Source organism: Arthrobacter cavernae (assembly GCF_017368795.1).
Taxonomy (GTDB): Bacteria; Actinomycetota; Actinomycetes; order Actinomycetales; family Micrococcaceae; genus Arthrobacter; species Arthrobacter cavernae.
The window spans coordinates 1-12388 of sequence record NZ_JAFNLL010000052.1 but is presented as its reverse complement, the minus strand read 5'-3'; the positions used below and the strand labels follow the sequence as shown (position 1 = coordinate 12388).

Genomic DNA, 12388 nt, shown 5'->3' with positions numbered 1-12388 from the left:
CGATGAAGTCGCGGGATTCGACGCTGATCACGGGGCCCATGTCGGCGTCGGCTTCCGTGCCGTTCTTAACCTTGATGTCCAGGGCACGCTCTTCGACCTTCTTGACCAGCAGGTCCGCGGCATCGCCGACGGCGACCGCCACGGAGATGGCCATGCAGCGCTGGCCGGCGGAACCGAAAGCAGCCGCGGCCAGGTGGTCGGCAGCGTTGTCGAGATCGGCGTCGGGCAGGACGATCGCGTGGTTCTTCGCGCCACCCAGGGCCTGGATCCGCTTGCCGTGCGCCGTGGCCACCTCAAGGATGTGCTTGGCCACGGGAGTGGAGCCAACAAACGAGATCGCATCGACGTCCGGGTGGGTCAGCAGGCCCGAAACCACTTCACGGTCGCCGTGCAGGACCTGGAACACGCCGTCCGGGAGGCCGGCGTCCTTCCAGAGCTTGGCCAGCAGCATGGCCGCCGACGGCACGCGGTGCGAGGGCTTGAGGATGAAGGCGTTGCCGGTGGCGATGGCCATCGGGGCCATCCAGAGCGGCACCATGACGGGGAAGTTGAACGGCGTGATGCCTGCGACGACGCCCACCGGCTCGCGGAAGGAGAAGACGTCGATGCCGGTGGAGACCTGGTCCGAGTACTCGCCCTTGAGCAGCTGCGGGATGCCGCAGGCGAACTCGATGACCTCCAGGCCGCGGCCGATCTCGCCCTTGGCGTCGTTGATGACCTTGCCGTGCTCGGCCGTGACCAGCTGGGCCAGCTCCTCCACGTGGGCGGCCACGAGTTCACGGAACTTGAACAGCACGGCGGTGCGCTTGGCCAGGGAAATGTCGCCCCAGGATTCGGCTGCCTTCTTGGCGATGGCCACCGTGGCGTTCAAATCGGCCGCGTTCGCCAGGCGCAGCTGGGCGGTAACCGCGCCCGTGGCCGGGTTGTAGACGGGCTTGGTGCCGGTTCCGCTGCCTGCGGCCTCGGCGCCGCTGATGAAGTGGTTGATGATGGTCATTACTGCTCCTGTAGAAAGTGGTGCTCCGCGGCAAGGACGTCAGTGACGATGCGCGGTAAGCCGGTGGCCATGGATTCTTGAAGCGCGAGGCGGACCGCCAGGTTCTGCTCGGTCAGGTCCCTGTGGACTAGCTCGGGGCCCGAGCTGCGCACCCAGGCGCTGAAGCGCTCGATTTCGGTCTTGAACTGGTCTTCCCCGATGTCGAAGAACTCGGTCCGTCCATCCCGGTAGGACACGGTGACACGGGCAATCTCGCCCGGGTCCGGATCGAACGCCTTGTCCAGGGTGATGTGGCCCTTCGTGCCGATCACCTGGAAGGTGTGGGTGCGGGGGCCTTCGAAGCCACAGTCGAGCGTTCCCAGGACATCGCCGTAGTCCAGGATCGCGGTCACGGTGGTTTCCACGGGGTCGGTGCGGCTGGTGCCCTTGCCGTAGACCGTGCGGGGCGCGCGGCCCATCACCATGTTCATGATGTCCACGGCGTAGCAGCCCACATCGTTGAGTGCGCCTCCCTCCATTCCCGTCTGGAGGCGCACCTCGCCCTCGCTCCGGTCCATGGGGAAGTGGAAGCGGGCGTGCATGGACACGAGCTCACCGATCTTGCCCGAGTCGATGAACTCCCGGACCTTCTGGTGCTGGGGGTGGAAGCGGTACATGAACGCCTCCATGAGGTTCACCCCGTTGCGTTCGCAGGCCTCCAGCACGCGGCGGTAATCGTGGGTGCTGGAGACGAGGGGCTTCTCGCAGAGGATGTCCTTGCCCGCCTCAGCGGCGGCCACGATCCAGTCGGCGTGGAGGGCGTTGGGAAACGGCAGGTACACCGCCTCGACGCCCGGATCGGCCAGCAACTCCTCGTGGGACGAGTAGGCCGCCGGGATGCCGAACCGTGCAGCAACTTCCGCAGCCTTGCCGTTCGGGCTGCTGATGGCCGAGGCCACCGCGTTCCGGGCTAGGCTCATGGAAGGCAGGAACCGGCCCTGCGCGATCCGCGCAGTGGTCAGCACGCCCCAGCGGACCGCGCTCAACCGCCGATCTCCGTTTCCAGCTGCCGCAGGAAAGCAACGGACTGCCGGACGTCCCGGACGGGCCCCTCGTCGGTGGGCTCGGATTCGAGGATGGTGTCCTGCTCCATGGTGAACCATCCCGGGTAGCCCGCACTCAGCAGCTTGCGGACGATGTCGGCAATGCCGACGTCTCCCTGGCCCAGGGGCACGTACATGCCGGCCTTGACGGCGTCCGTGTAGGAGAGCTCGCCGGCCTGCACGCGCTGGGCGATGGCCTTGCGCACGTCCTTCAGGTGCGTGTGCCCGATGCGCGCAGCGTAGTCGCGGACCAGCAGCGCCGGGTCGGTGCCGCCGATGAGCAGGTGGCCGGTGTCCAGGCAGAGGTTCGCGGCGGTGTCGTTGAGGACCCGGTCGACGTCCGAGGTGCTTTCGATCATGGTGCCCACGTGCGGGTGGACCACTGCCTGGATGCCCTTGTCGGCGGCGGCCTTGACCACGGCGTCGAGGTTCCGGCCGAACAGCTCCCAGCCATCGGCGTCGAGCTCGTGGCGCTGGTCGTAGCCATCCACGCCGGTCTCGGCGGCGAGGACCATGATGGTGGCGCCGGCGGCCTCGTATGCGTCCAGCTCGGACGACACCACGTCCAGGGGGTTCTTGGACGCATCGTGCAGGATGACCGGGAAGAAGCCGCCGATGGCCTGCAGCTTGTGCTGCTTCAGGACCTCCGCCCGCTGGGCGGCCTGCTCGGGAAGGAAGCCGGCGGGGCCGAACTCGGTGGCGCTGATGCCGAGGGCTGTCATCTCCGACAGGACCCGGTCCGCCTCAAGCTGGTGGCCCCAACCGGGGACTTCACAGACGCCCCAGGAGATGGGGGCTGCGGCAAGGCGCTGGGTGATGGTGCTCAATCTGATCCTCCAATAACGTTCTGGTCCCAGTCGATGACTGAACCGGTGACAACACCGCTCCTGCTGGAGAGGAGAAAAACAATGAATTCGGCGATCTCGTCCACTTGGCCGAGCTTCCCCATGGGGACGGAGGCGTTGGCCTTTTCGAGCCAGTCGTCCCCGGCGCCGTGGAACCTCTTCTGGGTGTCGGCCTCGCCCTCGGTGGCGGTCCAGCCGATATCCAGCCCGTTGATGCGGATCTTGTCCCAGCGGTGGGCGTGCGCGGCATTGCGGGTTGCCCCTGCCAGGCCGGCCTTGGCCGCAACATACGGTGCCAGGTACGGCTGCCCGCCGAGCTCCGCGATGGAGATGACGTTCACGATGCTTCCTGGCACACCCCTGCTACAAAGATGCTTGATGGTTTCGGCCATGATGAAGAACGGGGACTTCAGGTTGACTGCGATGTGCGCATCGAACAGTTCCGGCGTGGTGTCCAGCATGGTGCCGCGGGTGGTCAGGCCGGCCGCGTTGACGGCGCAGTCCAGCTGCCCGAAGGCCTCGATCGTCTCGAGCACCGAGTTCCGGGCCTGTTCGACGTCGGCGAGATCGGTTTTGATGAACCGCGTCTCGACGCCGGAGGCCGTGATCTCCGCTGCAAGTTTCTCGCCCGTGTCCGCGTTCCGGCCCGTGATGGCAATGCCGGCAGCACCCTCCGCAGCTGCGCGCCGCGCAACTCCGGCCCCCAACCCCTGGGTGCCACCGCTGATGAGGACTACTTTGCCCAGGAGAAGCGACATGGTCACCCCTGGCCGATCTTGACGATGCGGCCGGAACGGGCGGACTCCTCGGCAGCGTTCGCCAGCAGGAGTGCCTGCAGGCCGTCGTCGAATCCCGGGCTGCAGGCCGTGCCGGAGCGGATGGCCTTGGCGAAGCTGTCCAGTTCGTTCCGGTAGGCCTCGGCGTAGCGCTCCAGGAAGAACGGCAGGTAGGCGTCGGACTCTTCGGTGCCCTTCGCGCCGTACTTGCGGACCGTCGTCGGGCTCACGTTGCTTGCGTTGAGCATCCCTTCGCTGCCGAACGCCTCCAGGCGCTGGTCGTAGCCGTAGGCGCTGTGGCGGGAGTTGGTGATGGTGACCAGTTCGCCGTTGCGGCCCTTGAGGGTGATGACCACCGAGTCGAAGTCCCCGGCTTCCTCGATGTAGTCGCAGAACACGTTGGAGCCGGCGGCGAATACCTCGATGATGTCCGGCACGAAGAACCTGGCCATGTCGAGGTCGTGGATGCTCTGGTCGCGGAAGATACCGCCGGAGCTTTGAATGTAGGCCGCCGGGGCCGGTGCGGGGTCGCGGCTGATGATGGTCAGCTGCTCGAGGCGGCCGATTTCGCCGGCCGCGACGCGCAGCTGGATGGCCGCGAAGTTGGGGTCGAAGCGCCGGTTGAAGCCGAGCATGAGGGGCGTTTTGTTGCCCTTGATCGCATCGCGGCAAGCCAGCGCACGGTCGATGTCCAGGTCGATGGGCTTCTCGCAGAGGGCGGCCACGCCGTGCTCCATGGCGAGCGAGATCAGGTCCACGTGCGTGCTGGTGGGCGAACCGATGATGACGGCGTCCAGGTCGGCGTTGGCGAAGACGTCCTCCGCTGATTCGACGGCGACGGCGCCGGTTCCGGCCGCCAGGGTGCGGGCACCCTCAATGAAGGGGTCGGCGATCCAGGCCAGTTCCAGGTCCGGGTGCTCGGCGATGTTCCGGGCGTGGACCTGCCCGATGCGGCCGGATCCGAAGAGGGCAACCTTGAGGGGGCGGTTAGCGGACATGGGTGGGGGTCCTTTCCAGTGGGGTGCCGGGAGAAAACGGGGCGTGGGTTGGTGTTTCCGGGTTGATGACGACGGCGACGGCGGCGGTCACGGCGCTGCCACCGCTGCGGGCGTGCGTCCCGCTAGGACGTCCACCGCGCCTTGGGCGGCGTCCCTGACGGTGTGCGCCATGCCTTGGCGGGTGAAGCCCATCAGGTGCGGTGTCAGGACCACGTTGGCGTGGTCGAACAGCGGGTGGTGCGCCGGCGGCTCGGGATCGAACACGTCCAGCCCGAGACCGGACAGCTGGCCCGACTGCAGGGCCTCGTAGGCGGAGTCAAGGTCGATGAGCCCGCCGCGGCTGCAGTTGATGAGGACCGCCCCGGGCTTCATGCCGTTCAGCCGGTCTGCGTTGATGAGGTTCTGGTTTTCCGGCGTCAGCGGCACGTGCAAGGTGGTGAAGTCGCTGCGGGCGAGGAGCTCCTCCACGCTGTCGCAGCGGATCTCCGCGGGAATCTCGGCGAACGGGTCAAAGGCCAGGACCTTCAGCTCGAAGGCTTCGGCAATGCGCGCCACCCGGCGGCCAATGCGGCCGTAGCCGATGATGCCCAGCGTTAATCCCTCCAGGTCCCCGACGCCGACGGCGGCACGCTGCTCCCAGCGTCCCTCACGGACCAGCGCGGTCAGCGGAGCGAGCTTCTTGACGAGCGCCAGGAGGTGGGCGAAGACACCTTCAGCCACTGAGGCTGTGTTGCTTCCCGGGGTGATGACCACCGGGATTCCGCGCCGCTTGGCCTCGGCAACGTCCACCAGGTCCGTACCGACACCGGTCCGGGCGATGACCTTGAGGGCCGGCATGCGGTCCAGCAGTTCCCGGTCCACTCGGTATGCGGCCCGGACGATTGCGGCATCGGCGCTGGCCAGCTCCTCGTCGCTGGGGTCCTGGATGAGCCGCTGGTGCTCTGCGAGCAGCGGTTCCACGAGCTCGGGTTCAACGCTGCCGAGAGCGACAAAAGTCTGGGGTGTGGTTAAGGGAGCCATCGTCATCCTTGAAGATGTGGAGTCTGGGGGCGGCGCCGGGTAGGGCGCTGCCAGGGAGAGGTGTTCTAGAGGCCGAGAAGGCTGGATGTCCGCACGACCAACTTGGGCGTGACGGAATGGTGGACGAAGCCGCTGCCTTCGCCGTGGATGCGCTCCAGGAGGGTCTTGGCCCCGGTCACTCCAATGGTGGAGCTGTCCGGGTCAACGGTGGTCAGTCCCAGGCGGGGCATGGCCCCCAGCGCGATGTTGTCGTATCCGGTGACGGCTACTTCGATCCCGCGTTCATCAGCCGCTGTCATCGCACCAAAGGCCGCGAGGTCGTTGATGCAGGCCAATGCCGTGGGGCGCTGGTGCTTGGAACGCGAAGAGCCCAGGGCCCTTTGGGCGGCAACGTAGCCGGACTGCTGGAAGAAGTCGGCGTCCACCACGCGGATGTGGCGGGACAGCCCGTGTTCTTCCATGGCTGCCGAATAGCCGTCCACGCGTTCCCGGCCAACCGAGCCGCCCAGCCCGCCCAGGTGCACGATGTTCTCGTGCCCCTGGGCGATCAGGTGCTCAACAACCATCGTCAAGCCCATGGCATCGTCGCTCCGGACTACATCGGCGGTGTCGATGTAGTCCGGTCCGCCGCCGGCAAAGACCACGGCCCCGCCGGATACTGCCCGGCTGAACGGTGCCTTGTCCGGCACCGTTCCGACCACCAGCAGGCCCGCCACACGCAGGTCCCGGAAGGCCTGGAGGATGGACTGGTCCACTCCCCTGCCGGCCGCCGTGACCGCGCTGAAGAGGACGGTGTGCCCGGCCTCTTCCAGTACGGTACGGGCGGCATCGGCCACGTCAAAGGCCCAGGGGTTGTGCATGTCGCTGACCAGCACGCCGATGGTTCCGCTGTCCCGTGTTGCCAGGGAGCGGGCTGCGAGGTTCAGCTCGAAGCCCATCTCCTCAACCACTTTGAGCACCCGCTGCCGGCGTTCGTCACTGACACGGGGTGAATCGCGCAGGACGAGCGAGACCAAGGACTTGGATACGCCGGCACGTTCTGCCACATCCATAATCGTTGGCCGCCGGGCGGATGGAGGTGCCATGGTTATGCCCGCGCTGCCGTGGTGCCGTGGATTTCCTCGATCTTCAGCCATTGACCGGACAGCGAGGAAGCCTCTGCCGCACTGACAATGGCGGCTGCGGAGGCGGCGTCGTGGATGTTGGAGTTCTCCTGCGCTCCTCCGGTGACGGCCACCAGGAACTTCTTGGCTTCGATGACCTTGAGGTCGTCAAAGCCCATGCTGTTGCCGGGGCCGGGCTGGAAGTGCGAGTAGTCTCCGTGGCGGGGGCTGGCGTTGACGGTGGTGTAGCCCTGTTCGTCGTTGTTGCGTCCCAGGCAGACCTTGAGTTCGTTCATGCGCTCGAAGTCCCACTTGAGGGAGCCTTCGGTGCCGTAGACCTCGATCTGGTAACCGCATTCGGGTCCAACGGCGACGCGGGACGATTCGATGGTGCCGACGGCTCCTGCGCCGACGGCGGACGGGCCGAAGCGGACCAGCGCTGCTGCGTAGTCCTCATTCTCGACCTCTCCCATTTCACCGTTTTCAATTACTGCGAAGTGCGTTCCGGATCCCATGGCCAGCTTGGGCCGCTGCGTGTAGACCGTGCTGGTCAGCGCGGTTACCTCGGCGATGGGTCCAACTACATACTGGCACAGGTCCGTGGCGTGGCTGAACAGATCCGCCAGCACGCCGGTGCCGGCAAGCTTGCGGTCGAAACGCCAGGACAGCGCCCCGTTGGGTTCGGAAGCATAGCCGGAGAAGAAGACGGCGCGGACGTTGGTGATGCGGCCCAGGCGTCCTTCGGAAATCAGCTTCCGTGCGTGCTCCACTGCCGGGGCGTGGCGGTAGTTGTAGCCGATGGACGTGACGACGCCGGCTTCCACGGCGGCTTCCTGCACGGCTGCGGTTTCCTCGTAGCCGCGTCCAACGGGCTTTTCGATCCAGAAGTGCTTGCCGGCCTTGGCTGCCGCGATGCCGATTTCGGCGTGCAGGAAGTTGGGGGCGCAGATGGAGACGACGTCCACGTCCGGGTGGTTCAGGACATCGTGGTAGTCGGTGGTGCCTTCCGCGAAGCCAAGGACGTCGCGGGCGTAGTCCACCCGGTCCTGCGCCGTGTCGGCTGCGATGACCAGCTTGGTGCTCAGCCCAAGCTCAGGGTAGGCGTAGGGGACGGTCTGGTAGGCGCGCGAATGGAGCTTTCCCATCCATCCGACGCTGATGAGGCCTACACCGACGGTGCGGGATTCTGCGTTCACGTTCTTGCCTTTCTCGTGGGAATTCATGTCAGTTGCGGGCGGTGTGGAAGGCGTCGCGGAACGCCGCCGCCATGATGGTGGAGTCCGAGCCGATGGCCACGAACCGGAAGCCCTGGCGGACGTACTTGGCTGCGGCCATGCCGTCCACCGCGAGGATGCCGGCCGCCTTGTGGTGCAGTTCGGCGGCCGCAACCACCCGCTGCAGCGCTTCCTGGAAGATGTTGCTGTCCAGTTGCAGCGGCACGCCCAGGGCGTAGGACAGGTCCAGCGGGCCGACGAAGAGGACATCCACGCCGTCCTGGGCCGCGATTTCTTCAACCCGCTCCAGGGCATCGAGGGTTTCGATCTGGATGACTCCCACCGTGGGCTGCTGGTCTGCGGTCAACGGTTCCCGGTCCATGCCCCAGCGGCAGGAGCGGTTGTAGGTGGCAACGCCGCGGTCACCGTGGGGCGGGTAGAGCATGTGCTTGACCGCCTGGGCGGCTTCCTCGACGGCGTGCAGCCGGGGCACCATAATGCCGGCGGCGCCTTGGTCCAGGACCCGGCCGATGCGGATCCGTTCGCCGCTTTCGACGCGCACGATGGTGGGGACGCCGTAGCTGCCGGCCGCCAGGACACCGTCACGGACGGCGTCCTCACCTCCGGAGCCGTGCTCGAGGTCGATCAGAACCCAGTCGGCGCCCGCGGCGGCGCATACTTCCACGGCCGTCGCCGAAGCCATGCCCACAAACGTTCCCACGGTCACCTCACCGGTGGCCAAGCGGCGCCGCAGCCGGCCGCCGTCGAGCGGTCCGGCGTCGTGGTTTCCCCCGATCACTGGTGAGCGGCTCATCCGAACCACCGCTGGCGGCCGCGTGCCTGGTCGTAGTCCGCGCGGAGTTCGCGGACCCATTCCTGTCCGGAAACCTCTGCGGGAGCCACGTCCCACCAGACGTCGCCACCAGGAAGGTCCACGTGCGGCACGGTGGGTACCACGATCACCACGGGACCTTGCGTCTCGCGGGTGGAGGCGAGTGCTTCCCGGACCTCTGCCGCGGTGCTGGCGCGGATGGCCAGCGCGCCGAGGCCTTCGGCGATCTGCCGCAGGTCGACCTTGAGGTAGTCGCCGTCGAGGCGGGCCTTGGGGGCGTCCTCCGCAGCGACGCTGCCTCCGGTGGTGCGGTACCGGAATTCGTTGCCGAATTCCTTACCGGTGCGGTTCATCTGCAGGCGGTGGATGACCTGGTAGCCGTGGTTCTCGGACACAACGATGGTGACGTTGAGGCCTTCCTGGGCGGCCGTAAGGATTTCCGTGGGTGCCATCAGGAAGGTGCCGTCGCCGATGAAGGTGACCACGCGGTTTTCGTTGTTGCCCTCGGCAAGGCGGACACCCATGCCTGCGGCGATCTCGTAGCCCATGCAGGAGAAGCCGAATTCCAAGTGGCAGTTGCGGTTGCCGGTGGCATCCCAGACCTTCTGCAGGTCACCGGGTGCGCCGCCGGCGGCGGCGATGATGGTGTCGCCGGAGCGGGCGTGCTCCTGCATCAGTCCGATGAGCTGCGGCTGGGTCAGTATGGCACCGGTGACCGGCGCGTCCGGGTGGTCTTCCGGGCGGTAGGCGGTATCGGCGTCGAGCCACTGCGTGCGGATGGGGGCCCACTTGGCCTTCTCGGCCTGGACCGTGTCCTGCCAGGCTTCGCTGGTGCTGTGGCCTTCCAGTGCCTGGGCAAGGGCCTCAAGGCCCAGGCGGGCATCCGCCAGGATCCCGGTGGCGCCCTGCTTGCGGGTGTCGGCGTCCACGATGTTCAAGGAGGCGAAGCGGACGTCCGCGTTCTCGAAGATGGACTGGGAGCCGGTAGCGAAGTCGGTCAGGCGGGAACCGACGCTCAGCACCAGGTCGGCCTGCTTGATGAGGGTGTTGGAGGCGAAGTTGCCTTCCAGCCCCACGCCGCCCACCTGCCACCATTCGTCCTTGGTCACGGCGCCCTTGCCGCCGAAGGTCTCCACCACGGGGATGCCGAGCTGTCCCGCCAGCGCCTCAAGGGCGGCGTGGGCGTCGGAGTAGTGGATGCCGCCGCCGGCGATGATCACGGGATGCTCAGCGTCGCGGATGAGGCGGGCGACGTCGTCGACCTCTTCCAGGTCCGGCAGCGGCCGGCGGATCTTCCAGTCGCGCGGTTCGAAGAACTCCGCCGGGAAGTCGTAGGCGTGGGACTGCACGTCCTGGGGCAGCGAAATGACCACGGCACCCGTATCGGTGGGGCTGGTGAGCACGCGCATGGCCTGCGGAAGTGCGGTGAGGAGCTGCTCCGGACGGTTGATCCTGTCGAAAAAGCGCGATACCGGACGGAACGCGTCGTTGACGGTGGTGTCAGCCTCGATGGGGTGTTCCAGCTGCTGCAGGACCGGGCCCTGGTGCCGGGTGGCATACGTGTCGCCGGGCAGGAGCAGCAGCGGAAGCCGGTTCACCGTGGCCAGTCCGGCGGCGGTCACCAGGTTGAGGGCGCCAGGGCCGATGGAAGCCGTCACGGCCAGAACGGATTGGCGCCGGGTTGCCTTGGCGTAGGCAGTGGAAATGTGTGCCATGTACTGTTCGTGGCGGCCCTGGATGAACGGCATGTCATCTGCCAGTTCGTCGAAAGCCTGGCCCAGGCCGGCCACGTTGCCGTGCCCGAAGATCCCGAGCGCAGCGGGCACCAGGCGGCGGCGGACGCCGTCGGCCAGCGAATACTGGACGGAGAGGTACTTGATGACCGCTTGGGCCGTGGTGAGCCGGATGGTCTGAGGTGCTGTGGTCATTGCCTTATTCCCGTTGTTCGTGGTTACCAGGGGCGCCCGTGCAGGACGACCGTCTTTTCTTCGGTCATCTCCTGGACGGCGGAGCGGACGCCTTCCTTGCCGATGCCGCTGCCTTTCAGGCCGCCGTAGGGCATGAGGTCGGCCCGCCAGAGCGGAGACCAGTTGATGTGGATGTTGCCGGCGTCGATCTGGCGCATGGCCTGCACGGTGTTGGCGACATCGCTGGTGAAGATGCCCGCACCCAGGCCGTACTCGCTGTCGTTGGCCAGCGCGATGGCCGATTCCATGTCCTCCACGGAAGAGACCGCGACGGCGGGCCCGAACAGTTCGTTGCGGCACAGCGGCGAGCGGGGGTCGACGCCGGCCACGACGGCGGGAGTCACCACGGCGCCGTCACGGTCACCGCCGGTGAGGACCCTGGCGCCGGAGTGGCGGGCCTCCATGATGGAGGAGTGGACACGTGAGGCTTCCTCCTCGGAGATCAGCGAGCCGAGACGGGTGCTCTCTTCCTTGGGGTTGCCCACGGCGATCGCCTCGACCTTGGGGACCAGCGCGTCCAGGAAGTCCGCCTCGACCCGGCGGTCAACGATGACCCGCTGCACCGAGATGCACACCTGGCCGGCGTTGACGTACCCCCCGGCAGCCACGGCCGTGGCAGCGAGCTCCAGATCGGCGTCGGGCAGGATGATCACCGGGCACGAGGCACCCAGTTCGAGGGAGAGCTTCTTGACGCCGGCGATGGAGCTGAGGCGCGTGCCGACGCCGGTGGAGCCGGTGAAGGACACCTTGCGGACGCGCGGATCCGTGACCAGGACATCGCCCAGGGAGCTGCCGGGGCCGGTGATGACGGACAGCGCCTCCGGCGGCAGGCCGGCGTCGACGAAGCACTGTGCCAGCTTCAGCGCCGTCAGCGGCGTGGCGCGGGCGGGCTTGAGCACGACGGCGTTGCCGGCCGCCAGTGCGGGTGCGATCTTGTGCAGCACCAGCAGGGCCGGGTAGTTGAACGGCGTGATGGTGACGACGATGCCTACCGGCTGCCGCAGCGTGAAGCCGATCTTGTCCAGGCCGGTGCCGGCGTTCGCGTCCAGGGGAAGGGTGGAGCCGTACAGCTGGCTGCCTTCGTAGGCGGCCAGGCGGATGATGTTGCCGGATCGGCTGGCCTCGCCGCGGGCTTCCGTGATGGGCTTTCCGGTTTCGGCGCTGATGGTTTGGGCGATGTCCTCGGCGCGTTCGTCGGCCAGGGCAGCTGCACGGAGGAGGATGTCCACCCGCACGTGGGCGGGAGTGTTCCTCTGTACGTGGGAGCCGATCTCGGCCCGGTCAAGGGCGGCTTCGGCGTCCTGCACCGTTGCCACGGGGACCGTGTCGATCGTCCGGCCGTCGAACGGCGAGCGGACCTCTTCGGTCCTGCGATCGGCGGCGCCACGCCAGTTTCCGGCTATTAGCATGTCCATGGTTGCTCCATCCAAGTTGTAATCGTTGGCCAGTTTGTATCGTTGGCGCTTAGTGGCGCTTGGTGTTGCTCTCGGGTGCTGCTTCTGCGACGTCGGCCACTTCGGCCTGGACTTCCCTGAGGGCTTCGCTGTGGCCGCC

At 67.1% G+C, this 12388-nt stretch carries 11 protein-coding genes; all 11 read right to left on the bottom strand.

What is annotated here, in order from left to right; genetic code table 11:
• On the bottom strand, positions 1–997 hold a 997-nt coding region (locus J1902_RS17020), incomplete at its 3' end, for an aldehyde dehydrogenase family protein (protein ID WP_207617502.1).
• Complete coding sequence (locus tag J1902_RS17015) at positions 997–2022, bottom strand: Gfo/Idh/MocA family protein (RefSeq protein WP_207617501.1); 1026 nt, start codon at positions 2020–2022, stop codon at positions 997–999. The genes J1902_RS17020 and J1902_RS17015, both read right to left, overlap by 1 nt.
• Positions 2019–2906 (bottom strand): sugar phosphate isomerase/epimerase family protein, encoded by an 888-nt coding sequence (locus J1902_RS17010; protein ID WP_207617500.1) that lies wholly within the window; start codon positions 2904–2906, stop codon positions 2019–2021. The genes J1902_RS17015 and J1902_RS17010 overlap by 4 nt, the downstream gene beginning before the upstream one ends.
• Positions 2903–3682 carry an SDR family oxidoreductase gene (locus J1902_RS17005; protein WP_207617499.1) on the bottom strand — a complete coding sequence of 260 codons (780 nt, stop codon included), beginning with the start codon at positions 3680–3682 and terminating at the stop codon, positions 2903–2905. Before J1902_RS17005 ends, J1902_RS17010 begins: the two co-directional genes overlap by 4 nt.
• A 2-nt stretch (positions 3683–3684) precedes the next feature.
• Positions 3685–4698: an inositol 2-dehydrogenase gene (gene iolG, locus J1902_RS17000; protein WP_207617498.1), complete on the bottom strand. Its 1014-nt coding sequence runs from the start codon at positions 4696–4698 to the stop codon at positions 3685–3687.
• 87 nt (positions 4699–4785) lie between these two features.
• Entirely contained in the window at positions 4786–5718 is a 933-nt protein-coding gene (locus J1902_RS16995) for a hydroxyacid dehydrogenase (RefSeq protein WP_207617497.1), read from the bottom strand.
• A gap of 65 nt (positions 5719–5783) precedes the next feature.
• The gene (locus J1902_RS16990) at positions 5784–6770 is read right to left on the bottom strand and encodes a LacI family DNA-binding transcriptional regulator (RefSeq protein WP_242702148.1); all 987 of its coding nucleotides are present in this window, start codon (positions 6768–6770) and stop codon (positions 5784–5786) included.
• 35 nt (positions 6771–6805) lie between these two features.
• A complete protein-coding gene (locus tag J1902_RS16985; protein ID WP_207617495.1) occupies positions 6806–8017 on the bottom strand; it encodes a Gfo/Idh/MocA family protein in 1212 nt (403 codons plus the stop codon).
• A 28-nt stretch (positions 8018–8045) separates the two neighbouring features.
• Positions 8046–8849 (bottom strand): HpcH/HpaI aldolase family protein, encoded by an 804-nt coding sequence (locus J1902_RS16980; RefSeq protein ID WP_207617494.1) that lies wholly within the window; start codon positions 8847–8849, stop codon positions 8046–8048.
• On the bottom strand, positions 8846–10795 hold the full coding sequence (iolD, locus tag J1902_RS16975; protein WP_207617493.1) for a 3D-(3,5/4)-trihydroxycyclohexane-1,2-dione acylhydrolase (decyclizing): 1950 nt from the start codon (positions 10793–10795) through the stop codon (positions 8846–8848). Before iolD ends, J1902_RS16980 begins: the two co-directional genes overlap by 4 nt.
• A 23-nt stretch (positions 10796–10818) precedes the next feature.
• Positions 10819–12249, bottom strand: a complete 1431-nt coding sequence (locus J1902_RS16970; RefSeq protein WP_207617492.1) for an aldehyde dehydrogenase family protein — start codon at positions 12247–12249, stop codon at positions 10819–10821.
• Positions 12250–12388 lie beyond the last annotated feature (139 nt).

Excerpts from the sequence above, each read along its gene's own strand:
- J1902_RS16990 (WP_242702148.1), bottom strand. The coding sequence starts at position 6,770 with ATGGATGTGGCAGAACGTGCCGGCGTATCCAAGTCCTTGGTCTCGCTC.
- iolD (WP_207617493.1), bottom strand. The coding sequence starts at position 10,795 with ATGACCACAGCACCTCAGACCATCCGGCTCACCACGGCCCAAGCGGTC.
- iolG (WP_207617498.1), bottom strand. The coding sequence starts at position 4,698 with ATGTCCGCTAACCGCCCCCTCAAGGTTGCCCTCTTCGGATCCGGCCGC.
- J1902_RS17005 (WP_207617499.1), bottom strand. The coding sequence starts at position 3,682 with ATGTCGCTTCTCCTGGGCAAAGTAGTCCTCATCAGCGGTGGCACCCAG.
- J1902_RS16980 (WP_207617494.1), bottom strand. The coding sequence starts at position 8,849 with ATGAGCCGCTCACCAGTGATCGGGGGAAACCACGACGCCGGACCGCTC.
- J1902_RS16995 (WP_207617497.1), bottom strand. The coding sequence starts at position 5,718 with ATGGCTCCCTTAACCACACCCCAGACTTTTGTCGCTCTCGGCAGCGTT.
- J1902_RS16970 (WP_207617492.1), bottom strand. The coding sequence starts at position 12,249 with ATGGACATGCTAATAGCCGGAAACTGGCGTGGCGCCGCCGATCGCAGG.